25 protein-coding genes are annotated in these 25318 nt (G+C 60.1%); 6 read left to right on the top strand and 19 right to left on the bottom strand.

Annotation, left to right across the window (positions count from 1 at the left end; genetic code table 11):
• Positions 1–119: 119 nt before the first annotated feature.
• The 5 genes from PseuLF5_RS12235 to PseuLF5_RS12215 are packed head-to-tail and all read right to left on the bottom strand — an operon-like array spanning position 120 to position 4028.
• Positions 120–755: an SCO family protein gene (locus PseuLF5_RS12235; RefSeq protein WP_102355457.1), complete on the bottom strand. Its 636-nt coding sequence runs from the start codon at positions 753–755 to the stop codon at positions 120–122.
• Positions 752–1651, bottom strand: coding sequence for a heme o synthase (gene cyoE / locus PseuLF5_RS12230; RefSeq protein ID WP_340133633.1), 900 nt, complete (start codon positions 1649–1651; stop codon positions 752–754). The genes PseuLF5_RS12235 and cyoE overlap by 4 nt, the downstream gene beginning before the upstream one ends.
• Complete coding sequence (locus tag PseuLF5_RS12225) at positions 1639–2718, bottom strand: COX15/CtaA family protein (protein WP_222833966.1); 1080 nt, start codon at positions 2716–2718, stop codon at positions 1639–1641. The genes cyoE and PseuLF5_RS12225 overlap by 13 nt, the downstream gene beginning before the upstream one ends.
• A gap of 10 nt (positions 2719–2728) precedes the next feature.
• Positions 2729–3322, bottom strand: a complete 594-nt coding sequence (locus PseuLF5_RS12220; protein WP_340133632.1) for a hypothetical protein — start codon at positions 3320–3322, stop codon at positions 2729–2731.
• Positions 3288–4028: an SURF1 family protein gene (locus PseuLF5_RS12215; RefSeq protein ID WP_267795677.1), complete on the bottom strand. Its 741-nt coding sequence runs from the start codon at positions 4026–4028 to the stop codon at positions 3288–3290. Before PseuLF5_RS12215 ends, PseuLF5_RS12220 begins: the two co-directional genes overlap by 35 nt.
• Before the next feature lie 70 nt (positions 4029–4098).
• On the opposite strand from PseuLF5_RS12215, the gene PseuLF5_RS12210 reads away from it, so the two are divergent.
• Complete coding sequence (locus tag PseuLF5_RS12210; RefSeq protein WP_123470223.1) at positions 4099–4302, top strand: twin transmembrane helix small protein; 204 nt, start codon at positions 4099–4101, stop codon at positions 4300–4302.
• 84 nt (positions 4303–4386) lie between these two features.
• On the opposite strand, the gene PseuLF5_RS12205 is transcribed toward PseuLF5_RS12210, so the two are convergent.
• From PseuLF5_RS12205 to coxB, 4 genes are all read right to left on the bottom strand, one after another.
• Positions 4387–5274, bottom strand: coding sequence for a cytochrome c oxidase subunit 3 (locus tag PseuLF5_RS12205; RefSeq protein WP_123470225.1), 888 nt, complete (start codon positions 5272–5274; stop codon positions 4387–4389).
• Between the two features lie 25 nt (positions 5275–5299).
• Positions 5300–5851 carry a cytochrome c oxidase assembly protein gene (locus PseuLF5_RS12200; protein ID WP_180698126.1) on the bottom strand — a complete coding sequence of 184 codons (552 nt, stop codon included), beginning with the start codon at positions 5849–5851 and terminating at the stop codon, positions 5300–5302.
• A gap of 114 nt (positions 5852–5965) precedes the next feature.
• On the bottom strand, positions 5966–7552 hold the full coding sequence (ctaD, locus tag PseuLF5_RS12195) for a cytochrome c oxidase subunit I (RefSeq protein WP_123470228.1): 1587 nt from the start codon (positions 7550–7552) through the stop codon (positions 5966–5968).
• 82 nt (positions 7553–7634) lie between these two features.
• Positions 7635–8762, bottom strand: coding sequence for a cytochrome c oxidase subunit II (gene coxB / locus PseuLF5_RS12190; protein WP_123470229.1), 1128 nt, complete (start codon positions 8760–8762; stop codon positions 7635–7637).
• A gap of 370 nt (positions 8763–9132) precedes the next feature.
• Between coxB and PseuLF5_RS12185 the strand changes: the two genes are divergently transcribed.
• Positions 9133–9765 carry a hypothetical protein gene (locus PseuLF5_RS12185; protein ID WP_123470231.1) on the top strand — a complete coding sequence of 211 codons (633 nt, stop codon included), beginning with the start codon at positions 9133–9135 and terminating at the stop codon, positions 9763–9765.
• A gap of 130 nt (positions 9766–9895) precedes the next feature.
• On the opposite strand, the gene PseuLF5_RS12180 is transcribed toward PseuLF5_RS12185, so the two are convergent.
• Positions 9896–11422, bottom strand: a complete 1527-nt coding sequence (locus PseuLF5_RS12180) for a SulP family inorganic anion transporter (protein ID WP_123470233.1) — start codon at positions 11420–11422, stop codon at positions 9896–9898.
• Between the two features lie 90 nt (positions 11423–11512).
• Positions 11513–12244, bottom strand: coding sequence for a carbonic anhydrase (locus PseuLF5_RS12175; protein ID WP_123470235.1), 732 nt, complete (start codon positions 12242–12244; stop codon positions 11513–11515).
• 498 nt (positions 12245–12742) lie between these two features.
• Here PseuLF5_RS12175 and PseuLF5_RS12170 point away from each other — a divergent pair, with 498 nt between their 5' ends.
• Positions 12743–13054: a hypothetical protein gene (locus tag PseuLF5_RS12170; protein ID WP_267795670.1), complete on the top strand. Its 312-nt coding sequence runs from the start codon at positions 12743–12745 to the stop codon at positions 13052–13054.
• A 117-nt stretch (positions 13055–13171) separates the two neighbouring features.
• Here the strand turns inward: PseuLF5_RS12170 and PseuLF5_RS12165 are convergent, their stop codons facing one another.
• A complete protein-coding gene (locus tag PseuLF5_RS12165; RefSeq protein WP_222833962.1) occupies positions 13172–14230 on the bottom strand; it encodes a PA0069 family radical SAM protein in 1059 nt (352 codons plus the stop codon).
• A gap of 244 nt (positions 14231–14474) precedes the next feature.
• Between PseuLF5_RS12165 and PseuLF5_RS12160 the strand changes: the two genes are divergently transcribed.
• On the top strand, positions 14475–14777 hold the full coding sequence (locus PseuLF5_RS12160) for a hypothetical protein (RefSeq protein ID WP_123470241.1): 303 nt from the start codon (positions 14475–14477) through the stop codon (positions 14775–14777).
• Between the two features lie 102 nt (positions 14778–14879).
• Here the strand turns inward: PseuLF5_RS12160 and PseuLF5_RS12155 are convergent, their stop codons facing one another.
• The gene (locus PseuLF5_RS12155; protein ID WP_336347643.1) at positions 14880–15425 is read right to left on the bottom strand and encodes a hypothetical protein; all 546 of its coding nucleotides are present in this window, start codon (positions 15423–15425) and stop codon (positions 14880–14882) included.
• A gap of 234 nt (positions 15426–15659) precedes the next feature.
• On the opposite strand from PseuLF5_RS12155, the gene PseuLF5_RS12150 reads away from it, so the two are divergent.
• A complete protein-coding gene (locus PseuLF5_RS12150; RefSeq protein WP_222833961.1) occupies positions 15660–15935 on the top strand; it encodes a hypothetical protein in 276 nt (91 codons plus the stop codon).
• Between the two features lie 59 nt (positions 15936–15994).
• Here PseuLF5_RS12150 and PseuLF5_RS12145 read toward each other — a convergent pair whose 3' ends face one another.
• From PseuLF5_RS12145 to PseuLF5_RS12135, 3 genes are read right to left on the bottom strand one after another with little or no spacing between them, the layout of a single operon-like run.
• Positions 15995–17296 (bottom strand): c-type cytochrome, encoded by a 1302-nt coding sequence (locus PseuLF5_RS12145; protein ID WP_340133626.1) that lies wholly within the window; start codon positions 17294–17296, stop codon positions 15995–15997.
• Between the two features lie 12 nt (positions 17297–17308).
• A complete protein-coding gene (locus tag PseuLF5_RS12140) occupies positions 17309–19093 on the bottom strand; it encodes a GMC family oxidoreductase (RefSeq protein WP_123470249.1) in 1785 nt (594 codons plus the stop codon).
• 2 nt (positions 19094–19095) lie between these two features.
• On the bottom strand, positions 19096–19842 hold the full coding sequence (locus PseuLF5_RS12135) for a gluconate 2-dehydrogenase subunit 3 family protein (RefSeq protein WP_340133625.1): 747 nt from the start codon (positions 19840–19842) through the stop codon (positions 19096–19098).
• 305 nt (positions 19843–20147) lie between these two features.
• On the opposite strand from PseuLF5_RS12135, the gene PseuLF5_RS12130 reads away from it, so the two are divergent.
• Positions 20148–20792, top strand: coding sequence for a dual specificity protein phosphatase family protein (locus PseuLF5_RS12130; RefSeq protein ID WP_123470253.1), 645 nt, complete (start codon positions 20148–20150; stop codon positions 20790–20792).
• Here the strand turns inward: PseuLF5_RS12130 and PseuLF5_RS12125 are convergent.
• From PseuLF5_RS12125 to prlC, 3 genes are all read right to left on the bottom strand, one after another.
• Positions 20779–22824 (bottom strand): M3 family metallopeptidase, encoded by a 2046-nt coding sequence (locus tag PseuLF5_RS12125; protein ID WP_340133623.1) that lies wholly within the window; start codon positions 22822–22824, stop codon positions 20779–20781. The genes PseuLF5_RS12130 and PseuLF5_RS12125 overlap by 14 nt on opposite strands.
• Positions 22825–22936: 112 nt before the next feature.
• Positions 22937–23227, bottom strand: a complete 291-nt coding sequence (locus PseuLF5_RS12120) for a YheV family putative zinc ribbon protein (RefSeq protein ID WP_123470256.1) — start codon at positions 23225–23227, stop codon at positions 22937–22939.
• Positions 23224–25302, bottom strand: coding sequence for an oligopeptidase A (gene prlC / locus PseuLF5_RS12115; protein ID WP_340133622.1), 2079 nt, complete (start codon positions 25300–25302; stop codon positions 23224–23226). The genes PseuLF5_RS12120 and prlC overlap by 4 nt, the downstream gene beginning before the upstream one ends.
• Between the last annotated feature and the right edge of the window lie 16 nt (positions 25303–25318).

Raw genomic sequence — 25318 nt, 5'->3', positions numbered from 1 at the left:
CTCTTCGAGCCTGAGTTCGACTCACAATTGCAGGCCGGCGCAACTCGAACAAACACCTCGGTCAGTTCCCTCTCCCTCCGGGAGAGGGTTAGGGTGAGGGGCTTTTCGCTCTTCGGCGTTTATTTGCGGTTGAGCATCACCGGCAACTGCGCGACCAGTTTGGCGTTGTTCAACGGCGCCCGAATAAACCCGCGCTGCGTCCCGTCCGGCCCGATCACCGCCAGGTTGCCGCTGTGATCCACGGTGTAGTTCGGCTTGCTGGTATCGGCCGGAATAAACGGAATGCTCACCGCATTGGCGACCTTCTGCAGCTCTTCGATCGACTTCGGCGTCAGGCCGATGAACTGCGGATCGAAGTAGCCCAGGTACTGCTTCAACTGCTGCGGGTTATCGCGGTTCGGGTCAACGCTGACCAGTACGATCTGCAACTTGTCCACAGCGTCTTTGGGCAACTCGCTCTTGATCTGGCGCAATTGGGCGAGGGTGGTCGGGCAGATGTCCGGGCAGAAGGTGTAGCCGAAGAACAGCAGGCTCCACTTGCCTTTCAACTCGTCGATGGCGACCGGTTGGCCATCCTGATTGGTCATGGTCACGCCCGGCAGGGTGCGGCTCTGCGGCAGCAGGATGATGCCGGCGTCGATCAGCGCGGTGGGGTCGCCCTGGCCCTTGCCACTCAGCACTTTGTTGACGGTAAGTCCCAGGATCAGCGCGATCACGGCGACGAGGATGAAGACGGTTTTCTGGGTTCGAGTCATAAGTTCAACAGTAAGTAGTGGTCTACGAGCAGGGCGATGAACAACAGGAACAAGTAATAAATAGAGTACTTGAAGGTGTTGATCGCCGCGTGCGGCCGAGTGCCACGGTACAGCACCACGGCCCATTGCAGAAACCTTGCGCCCAGCGCGAGAGCGCACAGCAGATACAGCACGCCGCTCATGTGGATCACGTACGGCAGCAGACTCACCGCCAGCAGCGCAAAGGTGTAGAGCAGAATGTGCACTTTGGTGTAATGCTCGCCGTGGGTCACCGGCAGCATCGGGATGTCGGCCTTGGCGTATTCCTCTTTACGATGGATTGCCAGCGCCCAGAAGTGCGGCGGGGTCCAGGCGAAGATGATCAGCACCAGCAGCAACGGTTCGGCGCTGACATGACCGGTGGCGGCGGTCCAGCCAAGCAGTGGCGGGGCGGCGCCGGCGAGGCCGCCGATGACGATGTTCTGCGGCGTCGCACGCTTGAGGAAACCGGTGTAGATCACCGCGTAGCCGAGCAGGGAGGCGAGGGTCAGCCAGGCAGTCAGCGGGTTGGTGAAGGTCAGCAACAAGGCCTGGCCGAGCAGCGCCAGGACCAAGGCAAAGGTCAGTGCCGCAGCCGGCGATACCCGGCCTTCAGCCAATGGCCGCTTGTGGGTGCGCGCCATCACCGCGTCAATGCGCCGGTCCACCACATGGTTGACCGCCGCCGCACCGCCGGCACACAGGGCGATCCCGAGGTTGCCGAACAACAGCACGGTCCACGGCACCCCGGCACGGGTCGCGAGGAACATGCCGACCAGTGAGGTGATGAGCATCAGCACCACCACTTTCGGCTTGGTCAGCTCCAGATAGTCACGCCACAGCGCTTGCGCGGGACGTTCGCCGATCAGAAGCGCCATGGCGTTTCTCCTTTAATGGTGATGGGCGCCGCCACGTGTTTACGCGGGCTGAGGCGCCAGCGTGCGAGCACCGGCTGTTTGACCCGGACCAGACTGGTCCGTGCGTGGTAATTGACCAGCACCATCGTCAGCAACAGCGCCGCACCGCCGGCGTTATGCGCCACCGCCACCGGCAGCGGCAGATGGAACAGCACATTGCTGATGCCGAGGGTGATTTGTGCGCCGAGGGCGACCAGCACCAGCCCGGCGAGCCGGGTCATGCCGACGGCTCTGAGTTGCCAGGCCAGCCCGAGCAGCACCAGCGTCACCAGCAACGCGCCGATGCGGTGGGTCAGGTGGATTGCCGTGCGCGCATCGCTGTCGAGCTGGCCGCCGAGGTAATTCGGGCCGATGTGCTGGGTCAGGTGAAAGCCGTTGGCAAAATCAGCGGGCGGCAGCCATTGACCGTGGCAGGTCGGAAAGTCGATGCAGGCCACCGCCGCGTAGTTGGAACTGACCCAGCCGCCCAGCGCGATCTGGCCGATCACCAGCAACAGTCCCGCCGTCGCCCAATACTGCAAACGCCTGGGCACGGTCAGCGCCGGCAGCACGCCGGAGAGTCTCAAGGTCAGCAGGAACAGCAGGCTCAATGTCGCGAAGCCGCCGAGCAAATGCCCGGTGACCACTTGCGGCCAGAGTTTGAGCGTCACCGTCCACATGCCGAACGCTGCTTGGGCGAACACCACCGCCAGCAGAAACAGCGGCAGCTTCAGCGGCTGTCCCGGATGCCGGCGATTGACCCAGGCGCGTCCGGCCAGAATCGAAATCAGCAGGCCGAGGGTCCCGGCGAAGTAGCGGTGGATCATCTCGTTCCAGCCCTTGTGCGCCACCACCGGCGAGTCGGGGTAATGCAGTTCGGCATGGGCCAGTTGGGCTTCGCTTTTCGGCACGCTGATAAAACCGTAACAGCCCGGCCAGTCCGGACAGCCGAGGCCGGCGTGGGTCAGGCGGGTGTAGGCGCCGAGCAGCACGACGATCAGTGCCAGCAGGGTGGCAAACAGCGCGAGGCGAAATCCAGGTTTGGCCATGACGATGCCCTTATCCGATGTTCGACAGTTTCAGCAGGTGGCGCAGGTCGTTGAGCAAGTCCTTGCCCTTCACACTCGGGTCGTAGCGCAGCACGAGGTTGCCGTGCGGGTCGATGATCCACAGCTGCGGCGTGGCCTTGTCGCCGGTGGTCTTGCTGAAGGTGGCGGCGTCCAGCGGGTAGCGTTGCAGCTGTGGGTATTCGCGGTTCAGCTTGGCTTCGTACTCGGCGCCCAGCGGTTGCGCGGCGGCGAGGGCGTGGCTGGCGCGTCCGGCATCGCGACCGAGGCCGATCTGGATCTGCCGGGCGAGGTACACCAGTTGCTGGCAATCGACCGCGCAGTCCCTGGGTGCGGTCACCAGCATCTGCCAGCGCTGTTCATCGGCCTGCACACCGAGGTCGGCGCGGGACTGACCGTTGCCGATCAGTTCGCCGTGGTAGCTGCGCCCTTCCGGCACCCAGAACTGCAATTTGTACATGCCGGTGGCGAGGATCATCGGGCCGATCACGCCGAGCAGAATCAGCAGCAGCTGGACCCGTCCACGACGACGGCTGGCCGGGTTTTTTGCCTCAGACATGCTGGGTGGATTCATGGCCGTTCCCATGGTGTTTCTCCTTTGCGTTGTGCAATCCAAGGTAGATGTAGAGACCGAGCAGGGCGGTGGCCATGGCAAACCATTGCACGGCGTAACCGAGGTGTTTTTCCGGGCCCATGGCGACCACCGGCCAGTCGGCCTCATAGCTGGCAGGGCCGGGTTCGGCGCGCAGTTCGTAGGCGAAACCGTCGCGGTCGAGGGTTTTCCACAGCCTGGCCGGCTCGACGGCGGTGATGGTTTGCGGCCAGGTGCTGCTGGCCGGGTCGGCGTGCAACTGGAAGGTCGCGCCGGGGGCGACGTAGACCCAGGCATCGAGACTCAGTGCCTCGGCCGGGGTGGTGAATTGCGGGGGTACGCGGCGATCGGGCCACGGCAGCCAGCCACGATTGACCAGTAGCCAAAGACCCGTGGCGCGGTCCTGAAACGGTTGCAGCAGCTCGATGCCGACCTTGCCGTTGCGCTGACGGTTGTCGAGTAGCAGGCTGTGGCCACCATCGAACTGGCCGTAAAGATGCACCCGGCGATAGGCCGGGTCGGTGCTGTGCAGCAATTCGCTGCTGGCCATCGGCGCGGCGGCGCGGCGTTCGGCGTAACTGGCGAGCAGGGCGGTTTTCTCCGCACCCCGGCCCAGTTGCCAGAAGCCCAGCGACACCAGCAGCGGCAGCAACAGCGCCACCACCACGGTCGGTATCACGCCCGGGTGAAAGCGCTTCATGGCCGCGCCACAAAGTCAGTCGTCGCGATCGCTATACTCAACTGCATCGCCTGTCCCCCGGAGTCTTCCCATGCTCAAAGCAGCCATTGTCGTGCTGCTGATTGCCACGGTGATCAGCCTGTTCAGCGGCCTGTTTTTCCTGGTCAAGGACGACAGCAGCTCGAATCGCCTGGTCATCGCCTTGAGTGTTCGGGTGGCATTGGCCGCCATCACCGTCGGCTTGATCGCCTGGGGCTTTTACAGCGGCCAACTGGTGTCCCACGTTACGTGGTAGCTGCAAGCGGTCAGCTACAAGCTACAAGTTAGAAGCTTTACCGCTTTGAGCTTGAGGCTTGCAGCTTGCCGCTTGCGGCTGTTGTCAAAGCACATAAACGAAGATGAACAAGCCGATCCACACCACGTCGACGAAGTGCCAGTACCAGCTCGCCGCTTCGAAACCGAACTGGTGCTCGTTGTCGAAATGGCCCTTCATGATGCGCATCAGCATCACGAACAGAATGATCGTGCCGATGGTCACGTGCGCACCGTGGAACCCGGTGAGCATGAAGAACGTGGCGCCATAAATGCCCGAGCCGAGGGTCAGGCCCAGTTCGTGATAGGCGTGGATGTATTCTTCAGCCTGGAAACCGAGAAACGCGCAGCCCAGCAATACCGTGATCGCCAGCCAGATTTTCAGCGCGCCGCGATGGCCCTTTTTCAAGGCATGGTGGGCGATGGTGATGGTGACGCTGGAGCTGACCAGCAGAATCGTGTTGATCAGCGGCAGGCCCCACGGGCTGATGATGTCTTTCGGTGGCGGGAACAGTTTCGGATCCGGTGTGTGCAGCAGCGGCCAGGTGAACTGGAAGTTCGGCCACAGCATGTGCGCGATGCCTTTGGTGCCTTCACCGCCGAGCGCTGGCCCGGAGATGTGTCGCACGTAAAACAGCGCACCGAAGAAGGCGATGAAGAACATCACCTCGGAGAAGATGAACCAGCTCATACCCCAGCGGAACGAGCGATCCAGCTGGGCGCTGTAAAGTCCCGCGCGGCTTTCCTTGATCACCGTGCCGAACCAGCCGAACAGCATGTACGCGACCAGCAGGCCACCGACAAAAAAGATCAGCGGGCCATGGGATTCGGGGCGCGCGGCCTTCAGATCGTTGAACCAGACGGCCAGACCGTACACGGTGACCAACATCCCGATCGTGGCAATGATCGGCCATTTGCTTTGGGCCGGAACGAAATAGTGCTCATGAGTTGCCATTTATTGTTCTCCTTATCGGGCACGCTCAACCGCCAGTGTTTACAGCCACCGGTGGATGTCGGGCGGTGATATCGAACAGCGTGTAGGACAGCGTCAGGTGCTTCACATCCTTGGGCATGTCGCGGTCAACAATGAAGCGCACCGGCATCTCGATCTGCTGACCGGGCTGCAGCACCTGCTGGGTAAAGCAAAAGCATTCGGTCTTGTGGAAATACGCCGCGGCGTTGCTCGGCGCGATGCTCGGCACGGCTTGCGCACTCATCGGTTTGTCGGTGGGATTGCGCGCGATGAAAATCATCTCGTTGACCGCGCCGGGGTTGGCGGTGAGTTCGTCATGCTTGGGGTAGAAGTCCCATGGCATATCGGCGGTGTTGGTCGAGAGAAACTGTACGCGCACCTGGCGTGAGGTATCGACGACCTGCTCGCCTTCGTACTGCCCGGCGGTCTTGCCATTGATGCCGAAGGCCTTGCACATCACGTCGTAGATCGGCACCAGGGCAAAGCCGAAGACAAACATTGCCACCACGACCCCGAGCAGCCGGGTGACGAGTTTTTTCATCGATACCGAATCAGCCATGATTTTCAGCCTCCACCTGAATCTCTGTGGGAGCGAGCTTGCTCGCGAAGCAGGCGCTGCGGTTTCTCAGTGAAACCGAGTTATCGTTCTTCGCGAGCAAGCTCGCTCCCACAGTCATTTCACTTCCGGCGGCGTAGTAAAGGTGTGATAAGGCGCCGGCGACGGCACGCTCCACTCCAGCCCTTCGGCGCCATCCCACGGTTTGGCCGGGGCTGGCACGCCACCGCGAATGGTCTTGATCACGATGAACAGGAAGAAGATCTGCGTGGCGCCGAACATGAACGCGCCGATCGACGAGACCATGTTGAAGTCGGCGAACTGCAGGTTGTAGTCCGGGATCCGCCGGGGCATCCCCGCCAGACCCACAAAGTGCATCGGGAAGAAGGTCAGGTTCATGCCGACGAACGACAGCCAGAAGTGCAGCTTGCCGAGGGTTTCGTCGTACATGTGCCCGGTCCACTTTGGCAGCCAGTAGTAGGCCGAGGCGAAGATCCCGAAGATCGCCCCGGGCACCAGCACGTAGTGGAAGTGCGCGACCACGAAGTAGGTGTCCTGGTACTGGAAGTCCGCCGGGGCGATGGCCAGCATCAACCCGGAAAAACCGCCGATCGAGAACAGGATCACGAACGCCACGGCAAACAGCATCGGTGTCTCGAAAGTCAGCGAGCCCTGCCACATGGTGCTGGCCCAGTTGAACACCTTCACCCCGGTCGGCACGGCGATGAGCATGGTTGCGTACATGAAGAACAGCTCGCCCACCAGCGGGATGCCGACCACGAACATGTGGTGCGCCCAGACGATGAACGACAGGAACGCGATGCTCGCCGTCGCATAGACCATTGAGGTGTAGCCGAATAGCGGCTTGCGCGAGAAGGTCGGGATGATCTGGCTGACGGCGCCGAAGGCCGGCAGGATCATGATGTACACCTCGGGGTGGCCGAAGAACCAGAACACATGCTGGAACAGCACCGGGTCACCGCCACCGGCGGCACTGAAGAAACTGGTGCCGAAGTGGATGTCCATCAGCATCATCGTCACGCACCCGGCCAGCACCGGCATCACCGCGATCAGCAGGAACGCGGTGATCAGCCAGGTCCAGACGAACAGCGGCATTTTCATCAGGGTCATGCCGGGGGCACGCAGGTTGAGGATGGTGGCGATCACGTTGATCGCGCCCATGATCGAACTGATCCCCATCAGGTGGATGGCAAAGATGAAGAACGTCACGCTTTCCGGCGCGTAGGTGGTGGACAGTGGCGCGTAGAACGTCCAGCCGAAGTTCGGCCCGCCACCGGGGCTGAACAGGGTCGAGACCAGCAGCAGAAACGCCGCCGGCAACAACCAGAAGCTGAAGTTGTTCATCCGTGGCAGGGCCATGTCCGGCGCGCCGACCATCAGCGGGATCATCCAGTTGGCGAGGCCGACGAACGCCGGCATCACCGCACCGAAGACCATCACCAGGCCGTGCATGGTGGTCATCTGGTTGAAGAATGCCGGTTCGACGATCTGCAAACCGGGCTGGAACAGCTCGGCGCGGATCACCATGGCGAACGAGCCGCCAAGCAGGAACATCAGGAACGCAAACCACAGGTACAGCGTGCCGATGTCCTTGTGGTTGGTGGTCAGCACCCAGCGCATCAGGCCTTTGGCGGGGCCGTGGGCGTGGTCGGCATGACCGTGGTCATCAATGACAGCGCTCATGGCCGGTCTCCTTTACGTGAGTGGATGGGGCGGGCCAGGGCGCGCTGCCCCGGCCGGTTCACGACGTACGCGATAGACCGGTTCATTTGCTTTCCGCCTGTTTCAGCTCCAGCACTTCTTTTGGTGTGACCATGTCGCCCTTGTTGTTGCCCCAGGCGTTACGTTCGTAGGTCACGACCGCTGCGATATCGACTTCCGACAGCTGCTTGCCGAACGCCGCCATCGCGGTGCCGGGCTTGCCGTGGAAGACAATGCTCAGGTGATCCTTGATCGGGCCGGTGGCGATTTTCGAGCCCTTGAGCGCCGGGAACATCGGCGGCAGGCCCTGGCCCTCGGCCTGGTGACAGGCCACGCAGGTGGTGTGATAGACCTTGTCGCCGCGCTCTTTAAGCTCGTCGAGGGTCCATTCCTTGCTGGTCAGCTCCTTGAGCTGCGCGGCCTCGGCTTTGCGCTCGGCGAGCCACTTCTCGTAGTCGGCCTTCTCTTTGACCTCGACCACGATCGGCATGAAGCCGTGATCCTTGCCGCACAGTTCGGCGCACTGGCCACGGTAGAGGCCGGGCTTGTCGATCCGGGTCCAGGCTTCGTTGACAAAACCCGGGATCGCATCGCGCTTGACCGCGAACGCCGGCACCCACCACGAGTGGATGACGTCGGCGGAGGTCACGAGGAAGCGCACCTTGGCCCCGGTCGGCAGCACCAATGGCTTGTCGACCTCAAGCAAGTAGTGCTCGCCCTTGGCTTCCTTGTTGTGGATCTGCTCGGCGGGCGTGGCCAGGTTGCTGAAGAACTCGACGTCCTGGCCCAGGTATTTGTAGTGCCACTTCCACTGATAACCGGTGATCTGGATATCAATATCCGGCTCACTGGTGTCGTACATCTTGATCAGGGTGGCGGTTGCCGGAACGGCCATCGCCACCAGGATCAGCAGCGGCACGACGGTCCAGAGAATTTCGACGGTGGTACTTTCGTGGAATTTTGCGGCGACCTGCCCGGTTGAACGGCGGTGCACCATCATCGACCAGAACATGGCGCCGAAGACGATGACTCCGATCACCACACAGATCCAGAAAATGGTCATGTGCAGATCGAATACTGCGTGACTGATTTCAGTCGCTCCAGGCGCCATATTCACAGTCCAGGCCGCGTTGGCCGGGCTGAAAATCGACCACAACAGGAGGCCCATCCAGACGTGTGGATGTCGCATCATTGCGGGTTCCCCTTATCGTTCTTGTTATCCCGGAGGCGTAACGCCTGCGGCAAGGGAGCGGCTGCATCAGACTACGAACTTGAATCGCCGGGCCTTGCTGCGGGTGCAGTCGGGCGTCATCAGCTAACTCCATTCACTGGCGAGTATAGACAGCGAGCGGAATTTGCAATGTGCCGACGTAAATGAACTGAAACAGCGGGTACTTGCGTTCGAGGGCACGAATGGAGAAGGATGCAGACGAGTGGTGGCGAACCGATATAACGCCGGTGCATCAAGGATGAAATAATTATGACAAATGCGTCTTAGCATTTTTCGTAAGCCAGCTAACTTATGTCTTCCCTATTTCATTGCCTTGTACCCTGGAGTTTTCATGAACACCGCCGCATTGCGCGAGCAGATCCAAAAAGCCCGACAAACCGAAAACCAAACCGGACGGCTCAAGCGTCAGCTGGAAGCCAAGTTGCCTCATCTGCATTCGGCCATCCAGTTGCCAGACGCCAACCGTGAAGAAGCGTTGACGAGCTTCGTCACCGCCTATATCGACGAAGTACCAGACATGCTGGATGCAGCCAATGAAGTCGCCAGGGAAGCGGGAATCGAGTCACAGATCAAACCGGTGCTGAGAATCGCCGAGCAGTACTTTATCCAGCCGCCGGGGGGGCTGGACAGCCTGCTGGGCGAAGCCTATCTGGCACACCGCTTTGTCGAAGAGGTCAACGACCTGTACATCAAGCACCTCGGCCAGCCACTGATCCCCCTGGACATGACGGTCGCCAATCTGATTGCTCACCAATTGCTCGGTGAGGAATTTGCCAATCAACTGGACGAAGTGGTGCATCACACCATCGACGAAATGCTCGACGACGAGAGCTTTGCGCTGGAGTCGGTCGAAGCTTACCGCGACAAGCTGAGCAGCCCGGATACCGGTGCTGCGTGGAAGCGCTGGCCATGCATGGGCCGCCGCCTGGGCGTGGGCCTGGAACTGGATCAGCCAGCCGCGTAAGCCACGCACAATCCAATGTCGGAGTGAGCCTGCTCGCGATGGCGATGGGTCAGTCAACAGAGGTGTTGATTGAAACGATCGCCATCGCGAGCAGGCTCACTCCTGCAGGGTTTGAGTTCAACCTGGAGATTTAGCCGGTCGCGCCGACCCCCGTATTGGTCCGAACCCGCCCCTCAAGCCGTCGCTTCAACCCGCGCGACTCGATCAACAGCTTCGATCCCTTAGCCGCATTCGCCCGGCCCCACTCTTCCAGCAACTCCAGACACGAATGGTCGATGTAGCTCAGGTTATTGAGCGGTACATGCACCGTCGTACCTTCGGGAATGCTGCCCAGCACCTGGGTCAAGGCTGGCACCTTGAGGAAGGTCGCCGCGCCCACCAGGCGCAACTCCATCTCGCCATCCTGCGGCAGGTCGATCAGGCTGATCTTCAGGCGCGAAGCCTTGAACGCCAGTTTCAGCAGGGTCAGACCGAAACCGATCAGTACCCCGGTCAACAGGTCGGTGAAGATGATCGCCAGCGCCGTGGCGGCGTAGGTGAACATCGGCATCCGCCCGTAACGGCCCAGACCGCGAAAGGCCTTGAGGTCGACCAGTTTGAAACCGGTGTAGACCAGCACCCCGGCCAGACTCGCCACCGGAATGCTTTGCAGCACGCTCGACAGCAACAACACGAACCCCAGCAGCCACAGACCATGAAAGATCGTCGAATAACGGGTGGTCGCGCCGGCCTGGACGTTGGCCGAACTGCGCACAATCACCCCGGTCATCGGCAGCGCACCGACCAGCCCGCAGAGCATGTTGCCGACACCTTGCGCTGACAGCTCACGGTCAAAGTCAGAGCGTACGCCACTGTGCATGCGGTCTACTGCCGCCGCAGACAGCAGGGTTTCGGCGCTGGCGATAAATGCCACGGCAAATGCCGCGATCAGTAGCGTCGGGTCGGCCAGGCTGAGCAGGTCCGCCGGTTTCAGCCAGTCGATGGCTTCGGCCAGATTCTCCGGCACCTCGACCCGTTTCACCGGCAACGCCAGCAGCAGGCTGGCGCCCGTGGCCAGACCTACGCCGAGCAACGCGCCGGGAATAAACCGCAGCGAGTGCGGACGGAATTTCTCCCACAGCCACATCACCGCAATGGTCGCCAGCCCGAGTAACCCGGCCTGCCACCCAAACGACGGCAAGGCTTGCGCCACCGCGCCGGGGAAGGCCGTCAGGTTATCCAGACCGGAAGGTTGCGGCTTGGCGTCGAGCATCACATGCACCTGCGAGAGCACGATCAACACCCCGATCCCGGCGAGCATGCCGTACACCACTGCTGGCGCCGTGACCCGAAACCAGCAACCGAGCTTCAGGCGACCGGCCACCAGTTGCAGGAAACCTGCGAGCAGCAGAATCGGCCCGAGCATCTCGATACCGTGCTGACGCACCAGTTCGAACACCAGCACCGCCAGACCCGCCGCCGGCCCGCTGACCTGCAACGGCGAACCCGCCAGCCAACCCACCACCAGACCGCCGATGATCCCGGTGATCAGGCCTTTGGCCGGTGGCAACCCGGAAGCAATTGCGATACCCATGCACAATGGCAGGGCGACCAGGAACACAACCACCGAAGCCAACAGCTCCCGTGGCAGAACCGCTTTCAATTGAGCAGCACGCATGGTGATTCTCCCGAAGCTTTCTTCAGGCGTGGCGAGGCCAGGCCGCTGAAACAGCGGCCGGCGTCAAACCACACAGATTTTTAGGAAGATTTAGAAGCGCGCTTTGGGCGTCGCCACCGGAATCGGGTGGCTGCCATCGAGCGGCAGGAAACGTCCCTGATCCGCGTCGTAAGCTTTGATTTCGCTGGTTTCGATGTTGTAGACCCAGCCATGGATGAACAGATGACCGTTCGCCATGCGCGAGGCTACCGAAGGATGGGTACGCAAGTGCTGCAGTTGGGCGATGACGTTTTCCTCGGTGAGGATCGGCATGCTTTCTTTTTCGTCGGCGCAGTGACAGTTGTCGTGCACCATGGTTTTCGCGACTTCGGCGTGGCGCAGCCAGGCTTTGACCGTTGGCATTTTTTCCAGGCTGTCCGGGTTGAGCACCGCACGCATGGCGCCGCAATCGGAATGGCCGCAGATGATAATGTGCTGCACGCCCAGCGCCAGCACCGCGTACTCGATTGCGGTGGAAACGCCGCCGTTCATCTGGCCGTAAGGTGGCACGACGTTGCCGACGTTACGGGTCACGAACAGATCGCCCGGGGAGCTCTGGGTGATCAGTTCAGGGACGATGCGCGAGTCGGCGCAGGTGATGAACATTGCCCGGGGCGATTGCGCCGTGGCGAGTTTCTTGAAGAGTTCTTCCTGCTGCGGGAAGACCTCATGATGAAAATGCAAAAAGCCGTCAACGATCGTTCGCAGCGCTGCATCGGCGGATTCCGCCCCAGGGACGGCTTGCGCCGACGCAGCCAAAGGCTGTTTATCCTTGTCACTCATGATTCATCCTCTTTGGCGGATTCGGGGAGTCGTTCCCGTGTATTCCGGTATGAAGCCAGTGGCTGTTTAAAACATCCGGGTCATCCCGACCCGTCAGTCACTCGATGAACAAGGTAGCCGCCGAAACTTAACTCAAACTGAATCAAGCGCTCTAGAACGTGTGTTCCAGTTCACGAAAAACGTGACTGGCCTGTTCCGGCGGAAGGATTCCAACCCATCAACCATCGACTAATTGTCGCTAAATCAACGACATCTGGCGACCCGGCGGACAGAAGGCGGTGTGATTTACCCCGAAGCCCTCGAGCCAGCGAGCTCGCCGCCGGCACCTCACCTTGGCTGCTGCGCCAGGGGTACTCAGGGATTGGGGCGCGCGAACAGTTGCCGATTAAAACTACGATACTTGATGCAACATATAGTGGATTGCCACTTTGACAGCGGTGCGTATTATCCGAAGAGCCATGGAAGTCATTAGGCAAACAAACTTGAAAGGGATTTTTTATGACATCAATTGTACGTCCAGACAGTGTTCGAGGGGTTTTTTTAGAGAGGGTCGAAATAAATGTCCCTCGAAGCGAAATTCTAGTGGAAATGCGCTTTTCAACTAAGAAAGCAGTGACTGATCCAGCGACCGGGCTGGTATCCGAGATGCTTGTTGATTCAAAGGTCGTGGGTGCAATATCGTCCGATAAAGGCAAAACGTTTAAAATTGGCGGGCTTAAAGATGTAGACGGCGATGGTGATATCGACCGTCACGATCGGGCAAAGTTGATCGCCCTGGCCAAGGCTTATAGCGCCATTATCAATCCTTGAATAAAAACAAAGCCTGTATGACTTCATACAGGCTTTGTTCCCGCGTAAAGGCTCTGCGAAGGGTTCCCGTTTTTTACTGACTTCAATAGACGCGAGTTTGCGACCTCGAGGGATTTGCTAAATCAACGACATCTGGCGTCCCGGCGGACAGAACGCTGTGCAATCGAGGTTGTAGCCCTCGCGATGATTCATGCCTAAACGCTTGATGGCTTTGGCAAAGCGCTGCGCCAGCAGGTCGGCGAACACCCCTTCGCCGCGCATGCGTGCGCCAAAACGGCTGTCGTAGAGCTCACCGCCACGGCTCTGGCGGATCAGGCTCAGCACATGGGCCGCCCGCTGCGGGTAGTGCGCCTGCAACCACTCCTCGAACAGCGGCGCCACTTCCAGCGGCAGCCGCAGCATCATGTACGCAGCGCTCTGCGCGCCGGCCGCATGCGCCTCAGTCAGCAGGCTTTCGATCTCACTGTCATTGATCATCGGAATCATTGGCGAACACAGCACACCCACTGGAATCCCCGCGTCGCGCATCACCCGGATCGCCCGCAGCCGGGCCTTGGGCGCTGCGGCGCGGGGTTCGAGGATGCGTTTGAGTTCGTCGTCCAGTGTGGTCAGGCTGATCATCACCGCCACCAGCCTTTGCTGCGCCAGTTCAGTGAGCAGGTCGAGGTCGCGCAAGATCAGCGAACCCTTGGTGATGATGGTCACCGGATGCCGATAGCGCAGCAGCACTTCGAGGGTCTGGCGGGTGATTTTGTGTTCGCGCTCGATCGGCTGATACGGATCGGTATTGGAGCCCAGGTTGATCGGCGCGCATTGATAGCCTTTTTTCCCGAGCTGTTCTTCCAGCACTTGGGCGGCGTTGGTCTTGGCAATCAGCCTGGTTTCGAAATCCAGCCCGGGCGACATGTCCCAATAGGCATGGCTGGGCCGCGCGTAGCAATAGATGCAGCCATGCTCGCAGCCTCGGTAGGGGTTGATCGAGCGGTCGAAGGGCAGGTCCGGCGAGGTGTTGCGGGTGATGATGGTTTTCGCGGTTTCGATCATCACCTCGGTGTTCTGCGTTTCGGGCACTTCCTGATACCAGCCGTCGTCTTCGGCCACCGAACGGTTCGGCGCAAAGCGGTTGTGCGGATTGGTCGCGGTGCCGCGACCGCGCGGGGGGAGAGGGTTGATCATTGCGCGAACCTCAAATCTGTACATGCATACAGTACAAGGTTACGCCCTTAACGATCCAGTACCGTTCGGCCAAGGAATACGGGCACGGTTTAGGTCTGCCATGTGCTGGGTTGTTCATATAAATAACTGGAACAAGAGAAAACCCAAGAAACATATGTTGGGTTGTGAAGGAAAGTTATCAACTATAGCCTTCGAAACTTACCGGCACTGATGCCTGTATATGAACTCTAAAAGGATTTAATTTATGTCGTTTCTTAATCAGCGTGGTGTATTCCTACAAATGTTGCTGCCGAGCCAATCGGAACCCAATACCATTGTTTCGATGCAACTTGCCCGCAAGGAACTGGGCTGGAATGCCGAGGAGGAGTTGTCGACCGAAGCTCTGGTCGATTCGATCTACGTGGTCGCGGTGTCCAGCGATCAAGGCAAGTCCTTCACCATTCGCACGGACAAAAAAGATGTGGACGGCGACGGTGATATAGATAGTGATGACAAGGCCAAGTTAGTGGCATTGGCCAAGGCTTATGCAAGTATCGTTAATCCGTAACGCACACGGCGACAAATGCAAAAAAACCTGCATGATTTACGCCTGCAGGTTTTTGTCGGACAGTGATTGGTCAAAACGGTAGCAACCATGTGAGTGATTATTTCAAATTTTAAAGTCCCTCATTGATGCAAAGGAACCCGCGATTTTTCTGAAAATAAACTCATCGTCCAGATCAATATCGTTATCACCGTCAGCGTCCGTCGACCCCATCACTTTTTTATACAATCCCTTGTCATAACCCGTGACGGTCACGACTGAATCCGGGCGAGTCAAATCGGAGTTTGCAACATTAAACAAGCCAATATTGACGTCGGCAAGTTTGCCCCCTGAGGCGTTGTCTGCAAATGAGATAAGCATGCAACTGTAAAGACGCCCCGCACCGACGGTGCTCAAGCCGACAATCGCAGAGGCGAGGTCGCCTGCCAGGGTGTAATAGGAGTCGTCATCCTCATCAGTGTCGCCGTCGCCCTCAACGTCGTCGACTCCGCTTACCGTGTCATATTTCCCGTTGGCGATATTGGCGTACGCTGTGACGACGATGTCGGGCAATGAATTAACAGCATCACCATTGTTGTATCGGGAAATGACCGCTTCAGCTGTGCCGTTCCCATCCGTGTCTCTGAACTCATATAACAGTGAGTAGCTCATGTCTGTGTGCTCCCTGCCAGCGCAATATTAAGGACCTGAATCTATGTCCCTTTGCACATTAGGTAACGTAAATGCGAGCGTCTACTGTCAGACTTGACAGGTGTATGCATTTACAGCACGGATGGAACAACGTGACTGACTGAGTGGTTATACACCCTGTCAACTCTGACAGTAGACTGGAATTATCCCCAACTCTAATCTCAAGCACGGATGCAAGTCTGAGGGATTTTATTCATGGCTATCAGAATACTGCTGGAAATCTCGGATATGGACGGAGATGAAAGTCCGGAAATCGCGTTTTATCACTACGATGAAGACGCGACCGAAATGATGGATTACGACTATTCGCTCTATGCTTCGTCGTCGCAGGCCAATGGTCGTTATGACGTGATCTCCGAAGACGCCGTCGAGGCTCACGGCGATGGCGACATCGACACATACGACGAGAAGCTTTACCTGCAGCTGGCCGATGCATTTGCGCAGTTCAAAGGCTTTCAGTCCAAGCGTTGATCGGCCGCTGACACCGCACGAAAAGTCGCACCGTGCCAGCGGCGTATCAATCGCAGCCGTCAGTTATGCGTGGTGACTTGCCCCAAATCATCCTTGGAAGTCGTCTGCATATCGTTCTTGCGCAGGCTCGCGACATCGTCAGCCTTGACCGGCGCGCCCTTGTTACCCCAACTGCCGCGAATAAAACTCACCACATCGGCTACTTCCTGATCCGACAAGCGCCAGGCGAAACCCGGCATGGTGAAGGTCGACGGCGCCGTGTGGGTGGCCGGCAGGGTGCCGCCCTTGAGCACGATGTGGATCAGCGACGTCGGGTCTTCCGATTGCAGCACCGGATTGCCGGCCAGCGCCGGGAACACCCGGGTATAGCCATGGCCGTCGGTACGGTGGCAGGCCGCGCAGTTGTCGATGTACACCGCTGCGCCGCGTTGGCTGTCGTCACCGTTCCATAGAGCCTTGGCCGCTTTTTCGTCGTACTGGTGCGGCTGATCGGCAGGATCATTGGCGGGCAACGACTTGAGGTAGCGGGCGATCGCGGTCAGGTCGGCGTCGGTCATGTATTGCATGCTGTGGGTCACCACGTCGCTCATGCCGCCGAACACCGCGCTGCGGTCGCTGCGTCCGGTCTTGAGGAACTGCACCAGTTGCGCTTCGCTCCAGCTGCCGAGACCGTCCTTGTGATCGCCGCGCAGGCTCTTGGCGATCCAGCCTTCCAGCGGCGCACTGCCGGCGAGGAAGTTTTTGCCGTCGGTGGCGCTCAGGGATTTTTCCTGCATGGTCAGGGCCCGTGGCGTATGGCAGGCGCCGCAATGGCCGAGGCCTTCGACCAGATAGGCGCCACGGTCGATGACTGGATCGTCCGAGGTTGCCTTGTAGTCCTCGACTTTCGGCGCAAACATCCAGCGCCAGCCCATCAACGGCCAGCGCATGCTCAGCGGCCATGGAATGTCGCTGGCCTTGTTCTCCTGCGCGACCGGTTCGACGCCGTGCATGAAGTAGGCGTACAACGCCTGCATGTCGCCTTCACTGACGCGGGCGTAGGACGGATACGGCATGGCCGGGTACAACGTACTGCCGTTTTTCGCGACACCGTGGCGCACGGCCTTGTCGAAGTCCTCGAAGCTGTAATCACCGACGCCGGTTTGGTCGGGGGTGATGTTGGTCGAGTAAATCGTGCCGATCGGGGTTTCCATCGGCAGGCCGCCAGCGAACGGCTTGCCGCCCTTGGCGGTGTGGCAGGCCACGCAGTCACCGGCGCGGGCGAGGTATTCGCCTTGTTTGATCAACGCAGGATCGACGTCGGCAGCGGTTACAGCTGCGCTGCCGAGCAGCGCCAGGGTGGCGATAACGAGGTTTTTCATGGTCATCGCTCCTTATGCCTGAACCAGCGGGCCGGGGTTTTTCAGGTACTGCTCGCGGATCGCCTTCGCCGACCAGTAGGTCAACGCCGCCACCAGTCCGGTCGGGTTGTAGCCCAGCCCTTGCGGGAATGCCGACGCGCCCGGCACAAACACGTTGTGCACGTCCCAGCTCTGCAAGTAGCGGTTCAGGGCGCTTTTCTTCGGATCGGTGCCCATGATCGCGCCACCGTTGAGGTGGGTGGTCTGGTAAGCCGCGGTGTTGAAGTGATCACCGACCTGTTTGCCGATCACCGCGATGGCTTTCGGGCCCATGGCTTGGGCGACCTTGCCCATTTTCTCGACCATGAAGCGGTTCATCTTGATGTCGTTTTCCTGCCAGTCGAAGGTCATCCGCAGCAGCGGCAAGCCGTAGGCATCGCGGTACACCGGATCCAGATCGAGGTAGTTGCCGCGGTAGGACTGATGCGCGCCGTGGGCGTCCATCGACACCTGGTGGGTGTAGTAATCGGCGGTCGCACGTTTCCACGCGCTGCCCCAGGCCGGTGTGCCCGGCGGGTTCGAAGTACCGGCAATCGGCCGGCTGCCGGCCTGGTTGACCCACATCGGCGAGCCGCCGACGAAGCCGTGCGGGCCGTGGTCGAAGTTGTCGGCGTTGAAGTCATCCAGCGCCACGCCGTTGCCGCCGGCACCGATGAAGTTGTTGGTGTGGGTGTCCTTGTCGAAGAACGCCTTGATGGTCGCCATGTTCTGGTAGGCGAAGTTGCGCCCGACCACGCCTTCGCCGCTGATCGGGTCGTAAGGCTTGCCGATGCCCGACAGCAGCATCAGGCGCACGTTGTGCAGCTGGAAGGCGCCGAGGATCACCAGATCCGCCGGTTGCTCAATCTCGCGGCCCTGGCCGTCGATGTAAGTCACGCCGGTGGCCTTGGACTTGGTGCTGTCGAGGTTGACCCGCAGCACATGTGAGTTAGGCCGCAGTTCGAAATTCGGCAACGGCTTTAGCGCCGGCAGAATGTTCACGTTCGGCGAGGCCTTGGAATACATGTAGCAAACATAACCGCTGCAGAAACCGCAGAAGTTGCACGGCCCCATCTGTGCGCCGTAGGGATTGGTGTACGGCCCTGAAGTATTCGCCGACGGCAGGTTGTAGGGTTTGTAACCGACCTCTGTCGCCGCTTTGCCGAACAGCTGTGCGGACACCGTGTTTTTCTGCGCTTGCAGCGGGAACGGATTGGAGCGATCCGGCGCATAAGGGTTGCCGCCCTTGCCCTGACCGACCAGTTGGCCCTTCACGGTCCAGGCCTGGCCGGAGGTGCCGAAGACTTTCTCGGCGAAATCGAAGAACGGCTCCAGCTCTTCATAGCTGACGCCGAAGTCCTGGATGGTCATGTCCTTGGGGATAAAGTTTTTGCCGTAGCGCTCTTCGTAATGGCTGCGCATGCGCAGCTCGATCGGATCGACGCGAAAATGCACGCCCGACCAGTGCAGACCGGCGCCCCCGACGCCATTACCCGGCAGGAACGCGCCGAGCTGGCGGTTGGGCAGGGCGATGTCGTTGACGCTGTGGCGGATGGTGACCGTCTCTTTGGAGATGTCCTGAAAGAGTTTTTTGCGCACGCTGTAGGTGAGTTCGTCGATCACCTGCGGATAGTTGCCGTCGGGGTAGGTGTCCTGCATCGGCCCGCGCTCCAGCGCCAGCACGTTGAGCCCCGCTTCGGTCAGCTCCTTGGCCATGATCGCGCCAGTCCAGCCAAAACCGACGATCACCGCGTCGACCTTCTTCATTACCGTTGCCATGCTTAGGCCCTCTCGCCGCGAATCGAAACTGCCGGGAAGGGGTATTGCTCGTTGCGTTCCACCCAATCCATGAAATCGGCGCGGGCGCCGGGGAAGCCGATCATGGTCCAGCCGACCATGCCTTTATTGCCGCCGTGGATCGGGTCGCAGAAGAACCCTTCCTTGGTGTTTTGCAGCAGCAGACTGAAGAAAATCTTCGCCGGAACCGCATCGAACTGCGGCTTGCCGGCTTCGAGTTGCTTGAGCAAGTCGTCTCGGGTAGCGCTGTCTTGCTCGGCAAATGTTTTACCGTTGAGGGATTTTGCCCACTGATCCGTGGCGGCGATGCCGAGGCGATAGATGTCTTTGGGCACCAGTTTGCTCTGCCAACCCATCTCCGGCGCGGCGTCGGCGTTGAACGGACCCTGCATGTACCACAGGGCACCGGCGGCGTACGGGGTGTTCATCTGGCGGTCGATGTATTCCGGCACGCCGGCTTCGAGGGCACCCGGGCCTTGATCGTCGTTGGGGATCAATTGCGCCACGGCGGCGTTGATGAACGCCCATTCCTCGGCGGTGAAATAGCTCGGCTGGTAAGCGCCGGCCTCGGCCTTCGCCGGAGCTGCCGCGGGCGCCGCCGGGGTAACTTCAGGCGCCGCTTGCAAAACGCTGCTGCCCAGGCCGCTACCGGCGAGGGTGACCACGGGAATCAGGGTCAGGGATTTGCGCAAGAACTCACGCCGCGGGTTGTCTCGATTTGCATCAGACATGGGGGTGCACCTCATCAGGCATTGATGGTTGTCCGTTTCTGCGAACGGCTTGAGCATTTTTTCGTCGCGGCGTGAAGCCCGTGTGACCGGCAAAAGGGGGACGCCTGCAACATCGTGTGACAAATGGTAGCAGGCTAATCATCGGGATTAACCGATTCAGCGGAAAAAACCGCGGTTTTTTCCGCGACGCTCAATGAAATCGCACGGATTCACGATTCTTTGACAAGTGCCTCACAGGGCTTTGACCGTCGTACGTAGACGCTGCAAGGCCTTTCATTGATGAATCCCGATACGGTCAGCCCAGCATGTCCCGAGTGCGCCTTTTCCCTGCTTTGTGTTTGTCGCTTGTTGCCCTGCTGCACTTGATGCCGGCCCAGGCTGACGCCGCTGCAACATCGCGTCCCCCTGAATGGGCGCAACCGGTTGAAGTGCAGTACAACCTGTTCCAGATGTCGCCAACCCTCTACCGCAGCGCCTTGCCGGACGGCGGTGCGGTGCCGTTGTTGAAGAACCTCAAAGTGGCGACGGTGATCAACTTCCTGCCGGAAGCCGACAGCCGCTGGTTGTCCGAGCCAGGCATCAATCAGGTGCAACTGCCTTATCGCACCAACCATGTCGATGACGCCGATGTGCTCAAGACCCTGCGCGCGATTCAGGCTGCCGAAGCCAATGGCCCGGTGTTGATGCATTGCAAGCACGGTTCCGACCGTACCGGCCTGATGGCGGCGATGTACCGGATCGTGGTGCAGGGCTGGAGCAAGGAAGACGCGCTGGACGAGATGACTCAGGGCGGGTTTGGTGAAAGCGGCCATTTCAAGGATGGCGTGCGCTATGTGATGCAGGCCGATGTCGACAAACTGCGTACCGCTCTGGCCAATGGCGATTGCAGCACCAGTGCCTTTGCCACCTGCTCGATGAAGAGCTGGTTCCAGTCGGTCAACCTGAAGTAACCGCGGGCGTATCGGCGGCAAAGAGCTGTGCGGTAACAGGCTCGCCAAGAAACCCATGCGCTGCCTTGAGCAATGAGCGGGAGTCGCCGGGCGTAAAGAACGCCTCGCGAAAATCCCGCCCTGTCTGCGGGGCGAACACACCGTCGCGCTGAAACCGTTTGAACACCTCGCTCGCCAGCACGCCCGACCATTTGTAGGCGTAGACCGATGCCGCGTAGCCGGTCACCAGGTAATCAAAGCTATAGGCGAGGCGGTGATAACCCGACAGTTGCAGGTGGGGGATGTCACGTTGCACATCTTCGAAAACCTGCTGGATGCTGCGGCCATCGCCATGACTTCGATGCAGCTCCAAATCAAATAACGCCGTCATCAGCAACATGGCGGTGGTCCGGCTGGTGTGGGCGTTGATGGCGGCCAGCGCAGTCTCGACCCGTGTCTTCGTCAGTCGCTCGCCGCTCTGGTAATGGGCGCCTAGCCACACCAGAAACTCCGATGACAGGCACCAGTGTTCGAACAACTGCCCGGCGAACTCGGCAGTATCGCGGGCCATTTGCGAAATCCCCGAAAGGTTGCGATGCGGGGATCGCGTGAAAACATGTTGCAGGCAATGCCCGAACTCGTGGAACAGCACCCGCAGGTTTTCGTGGGACAGCAGGCACGGATGGTCCTTGGTGGCAGGCGGGAAGTTACTGTGAAGGCTGGCAATCGGCAGCGATGGGCGCCCTTCGGCATTGATGCGGCGAACGCGCAAGGCCGAGGTGAAGGCATAGTCGGTCGATTCTTCGTGGTGATAGGGGTCAATGTAGATATACCCGATCACTTGCTCGTACTCGCGTACCTCCAGTAACCGCACGCTTTCATGCCAGTGGCTGACCGCTGTCTGTTCGACGATCTTGACGCCGAACATGTGTTCGCTGAATAGACAGAGCCGACGTAGCGTGCCATCGAGCGGGAAGTACTCACGCAAGCTTTTGAGTGCGCCATTCAATTGCCGCAGGCGTAACTGCTCGGCGAGGAAGTCTTCATCCCATGGCTGGATTGGTGCAATCCCCTGGGTGAGCGCGAACGCCTTCAGGGCCTGGGCATCGCGCTGCAAGGCCGGCGTATTTGATGCCACTTGCTGGCGGACAAAGGCGTCGACTTGTTCGGGTGAGGCGGCCATGCGATTTTCGAGGCGAAACTGGACGAAGTTTTCGAATCCGAGTAACCGGGCTTTTTCGTGTCGCAGGCCGACCAACACCGTCAGGACCGGATGGTTGTCGGTTTTGTTCGCTTGGGGGGCCTGGTCGGAGGCGCGGCTGAACCACGCCAAGTAATACTCTTCGCGCAGTGCCCTGTTTTGCGAGTGAATCATGACGTGCTGGTAGGTGTTTCGATCCAGCGTCAGCAGCCAGCCGTCGAATCCTGCCTGTTTTGCATTGCGGGCCAGACGCGCCTGCACCGCAGCAGACAGGCCTTCAAGCTGCGTGACGTCGGCAATGCGTTTGCTCCACGCGGCGTCGGCCAGTTCCAGGTTGCTCAGGAACAGTTGCTCCAGCTGCCGGATGTCGTGATTCAGGCGCGCAAGCGTTTGCTGTTGAGCACGCTGCAGTTCGCTCCCGGACAGGCGAAATTTGCGCAGAATCTTCGCCAGCGAGGCTTTGCGCTGATCATCGAAACTGGCGGCAATCGAGCTGTTCGCCAGCCGTTGATAGGTACGGTACAGCGCCAGATTGGCGGCCTTGTCGGCGCGGTATTGGTCCGCTGCGAGGCTGCACAAGGCGCTTTCCCTGAGCCAGTCGGTGTCGTCGGGTTTGACGCTCGAGAGGGTTTCGATAATGGCCATGGTTTCATCCAGGCGCGCTTCGGCCTCATCGACGGCCACTACCAGATCGTCCCAACCCGGATGTTCGGTCTGGCTGGCGATCACTTGCGTAATGACCTGGTGGTTTGCGCTGATGATCGCGTTGATCGCCGGAACCAGATGCTCGGCGCGTATCGCCGACCACGGTGGCAAAGTCCAGGGTTGTAACAGCGGATTGGTGTCAGGCATGGCTTCTTCCTTGAGGCGTGGCTGAAAAGGGCCAGCTTAGGCAGGAAGCGCAGGGGAAGGGCGGTACATAGTTACCACCTTCCACCGCTGATCGGTGGAAGGTGGCATCGACTCAATGTTGTGCGTCAGGTTTTTTCGCAAGCTTCGGATTGGGGAAGAACTGCACGGCCTGGACATTCTTGTCCGCTGTCGGCTTGAGCGCGCTGGTGTTGACCCGCGTGCCCAGCTCTTTCGGTACAGAAAGCCCTTGCTCGTTCAACGTATCCGAGTAACCACAGGCCACACATTCGCGGTGCGGCACGCTGTCCTCGTTCCACATCATCAGCTTGTCCGGCTCGCTGCACGCCGGGCAGACGGCCCCGGCGATAAAGCGTTTCTTGGTAATCACAGGTGCCTCGCTCATGCTGCTGCGTCCTCACTCAGGCCGCTATGGCGCAAGAGTGCGTCAATCGAAGGCGCACGGCCACGGAAGTCGACGAACAGCACCATCGGGGCCTGCGAACCGCCACGTGCCAGGATCGCTTCGCGGAAAGCGCGACCGGTTTCAGCGTTGAGCACGCCGTCTTCTTCGAATTTCGAGAAGGCATCCGCCGACAGCACTTCAGCCCACTTGTAGCTGTAGTAACCCGCGGCGTAACCGCCGGCGAAGATGTGCGCGAAGCTGTTGGGGAAGCGGTTGTAGGCCGGTGGACGCATCACTGAAACTTCATCGCGTACGCCTTCGAGCACTTGCAGCACGCTGCGACCGTCACCGTGGCTGGCGTGCAGTTCGAAGTCGAACAGCGAGAACTCCAGCTGACGCACCATCATCAGCCCGGACTGGAAGTTTTTCGCCGCGAGCATTTTTTCCAGCAGGTCCTGTGGCAGTGGCTCGCCGGTTTCGTAGTGACCGGAGATCAGCGCCAGACCTTCCGGCTCCCAGCACCAGTTTTCCATGAACTGGCTCGGCAGCTCGACCGCATCCCACGCCACGCCGTTGATCCCGGAGACACCCGCGTGATCCACGCGGGTCAGCAGGTGATGCAGGCCATGGCCGAATTCGTGGAACAGGGTGGTCACTTCATCGTGGGTCAGCAACGCAGGCTTGCCGCTGTCGGCCGGGGTGAAGTTGCACACCAGGTTGGCGACCGGGCTTTGCAGCACGCCGTCGACAGTGCGGCGGCGGTCGCGAGCGCCGTCCATCCACGCGCCGCCTCGCTTGTTGGCGCGGGCGTAGAGGTCAAAGAAGAAGCGGCCGACATGCTGGCCGTTTTCCTTGATCTCGAACAGACGCACGTCCGGGTGCCAGGTGTCGAAGCCTTTCAGTTCGGCGATTTCAATGCCGTACAGACGCTGGACGATCGCGAACAGCCCGCCGAGGACTTTGTCGATCGGGAAGTAGGCGCGCAGGGTTTCCTGAGCGACGCTGTAGCGTTGCTCGCGGAGTTTTTCCCCGTAGAAACCGCTGTCCCAGCTTTGCAGATCAGCGCAGCCCTGTTCGGCGGCGTAGGCGCGCAGCTGTTGCAGGTCCTGCGCGGCGAACGGCTTGCTGCGCTTGGCCAGGTCGCGCAGGAAGCTCAGCACCTGATCGCTGGACTCGGCCATTTTGGTCGCCAGGCTCAGCTCGGAGAAGCTGGCAAAACCCAGCAGCCTGGCCAGTTCCTGACGCAGGTCGAGGATCTCTTCCATGACTGGACCGTTGTCGTTCTGCCCGGCATTCGGGCCTTGATCCGACGCACGGGTGCAGTAGGCGGCGTAGACTTCTTCACGCAGCGCACGGTCCTGGGCGTAGGTCATTACCGCGTAGTAGCTCGGGAATTCCAGGGTGATCAGCCAGCCATCGAGACCTTTAGCCTGGGCGGCGGCCGCCATCTGCGCTTTGGCCGAATCGGTCAGGCCGGCGAGGGCGGCTTCGTCGGTGATGTGCTTGGTCCAGGCTTGTGTGGCATCGAGCAACTGGTTGGAGAAGCGGCTGCCCAGCTCGGACAGTTTGCTCTGCACTTCGGCGTAACGCTTCTGTTCAGCTTCCGGCAGGTCGATACCCGACAGGCGGAAATCGCGCAGGGCATGTTCCAGAATGGTTTTTTGTGCCACGTCGAAACCGGCGGCTTCCTGGCTGTTAGCCAGCGCCTCATAGGCCTGGAACAGTTCGCGGTTCTGGCCCATCTCGGTGGAGTAGGCGCTCAGGGCCGGCAGGCACGACTCGTAGGCTTCGCGCAGTTCGGCGCTGTTGCACACGGCGTTGAGGTGGCTGACCGGGCTCCAGGCGGCGCCGAGGCGATCATTGAGTTCGTCCATTGCCAGCACCAGGCCGGCCCAGGTCGGGTTCTGGCCTTGGGTCTTGAGGATTTCGGCAATGGCGGCGCGGTTGTCGGCCAGAATGGTTTCGATGGCCGGCAGGACGTGTTCGGCACGGATCGTGGAGAACGGTGGCAGGTCGTAGGACTGCAGCAGAGGGTTGTTCACGCTCACGGTTGGCACCTTGGCTGGAAGAAACATGCGCCCATCTTAATTA

Origin of the sequence: Pseudomonas sp. LF-5 (genome assembly GCF_037626295.1) — a bacterium.
GTDB classification, from domain to species: Bacteria; Pseudomonadota; Gammaproteobacteria; order Pseudomonadales; family Pseudomonadaceae; genus Aquipseudomonas; species Aquipseudomonas monsensis.
This window is presented reverse-complemented; position numbering and strand designations above follow the sequence as displayed.

Bases quoted from the DNA above. Each gene is read 5' to 3' on its own strand.
- PseuLF5_RS12130 (WP_123470253.1), top strand. From the start codon at position 20,148: ATGTCCCGAGTGCGCCTTTTCCCTGCTTTGTGTTTGTCGCTTGTTGCC.
- PseuLF5_RS12185 (WP_123470231.1), top strand. From the start codon at position 9,133: ATGAACACCGCCGCATTGCGCGAGCAGATCCAAAAAGCCCGACAAACC.
- PseuLF5_RS12235 (WP_102355457.1), bottom strand. From the start codon at position 755: ATGACTCGAACCCAGAAAACCGTCTTCATCCTCGTCGCCGTGATCGCG.
- PseuLF5_RS12220 (WP_340133632.1), bottom strand. From the start codon at position 3,322: ATGGGAACGGCCATGAATCCACCCAGCATGTCTGAGGCAAAAAACCCG.
- PseuLF5_RS12175 (WP_123470235.1), bottom strand. From the start codon at position 12,244: ATGAGTGACAAGGATAAACAGCCTTTGGCTGCGTCGGCGCAAGCCGTC.
- PseuLF5_RS12225 (WP_222833966.1), bottom strand. From the start codon at position 2,718: ATGGCCAAACCTGGATTTCGCCTCGCGCTGTTTGCCACCCTGCTGGCA.
- PseuLF5_RS12210 (WP_123470223.1), top strand. From the start codon at position 4,099: ATGCTCAAAGCAGCCATTGTCGTGCTGCTGATTGCCACGGTGATCAGC.
- coxB (WP_123470229.1), bottom strand. From the start codon at position 8,762: ATGATGCGACATCCACACGTCTGGATGGGCCTCCTGTTGTGGTCGATT.
- PseuLF5_RS12205 (WP_123470225.1), bottom strand. From the start codon at position 5,274: ATGGCAACTCATGAGCACTATTTCGTTCCGGCCCAAAGCAAATGGCCG.
- PseuLF5_RS12155 (WP_336347643.1), bottom strand. From the start codon at position 15,425: ATGAGCTACTCACTGTTATATGAGTTCAGAGACACGGATGGGAACGGC.
- PseuLF5_RS12150 (WP_222833961.1), top strand. From the start codon at position 15,660: ATGGCTATCAGAATACTGCTGGAAATCTCGGATATGGACGGAGATGAA.
- PseuLF5_RS12145 (WP_340133626.1), bottom strand. From the start codon at position 17,296: ATGAAAAACCTCGTTATCGCCACCCTGGCGCTGCTCGGCAGCGCAGCT.
- PseuLF5_RS12120 (WP_123470256.1), bottom strand. From the start codon at position 23,227: ATGAGCGAGGCACCTGTGATTACCAAGAAACGCTTTATCGCCGGGGCC.
- cyoE (WP_340133633.1), bottom strand. From the start codon at position 1,651: ATGGCGCTTCTGATCGGCGAACGTCCCGCGCAAGCGCTGTGGCGTGAC.
- PseuLF5_RS12200 (WP_180698126.1), bottom strand. From the start codon at position 5,851: ATGGCTGATTCGGTATCGATGAAAAAACTCGTCACCCGGCTGCTCGGG.
- PseuLF5_RS12160 (WP_123470241.1), top strand. From the start codon at position 14,475: ATGTCGTTTCTTAATCAGCGTGGTGTATTCCTACAAATGTTGCTGCCG.
- PseuLF5_RS12180 (WP_123470233.1), bottom strand. From the start codon at position 11,422: ATGCGTGCTGCTCAATTGAAAGCGGTTCTGCCACGGGAGCTGTTGGCT.
- ctaD (WP_123470228.1), bottom strand. From the start codon at position 7,552: ATGAGCGCTGTCATTGATGACCACGGTCATGCCGACCACGCCCACGGC.
- prlC (WP_340133622.1), bottom strand. From the start codon at position 25,302: ATGTTTCTTCCAGCCAAGGTGCCAACCGTGAGCGTGAACAACCCTCTG.
- PseuLF5_RS12140 (WP_123470249.1), bottom strand. From the start codon at position 19,093: ATGGCAACGGTAATGAAGAAGGTCGACGCGGTGATCGTCGGTTTTGGC.
- PseuLF5_RS12215 (WP_267795677.1), bottom strand. From the start codon at position 4,028: ATGAAGCGCTTTCACCCGGGCGTGATACCGACCGTGGTGGTGGCGCTG.
- PseuLF5_RS12125 (WP_340133623.1), bottom strand. From the start codon at position 22,824: ATGCCTGACACCAATCCGCTGTTACAACCCTGGACTTTGCCACCGTGG.
- PseuLF5_RS12165 (WP_222833962.1), bottom strand. From the start codon at position 14,230: ATGATCAACCCTCTCCCCCCGCGCGGTCGCGGCACCGCGACCAATCCG.
- PseuLF5_RS12170 (WP_267795670.1), top strand. From the start codon at position 12,743: ATGACATCAATTGTACGTCCAGACAGTGTTCGAGGGGTTTTTTTAGAG.
- PseuLF5_RS12135 (WP_340133625.1), bottom strand. From the start codon at position 19,842: ATGTCTGATGCAAATCGAGACAACCCGCGGCGTGAGTTCTTGCGCAAA.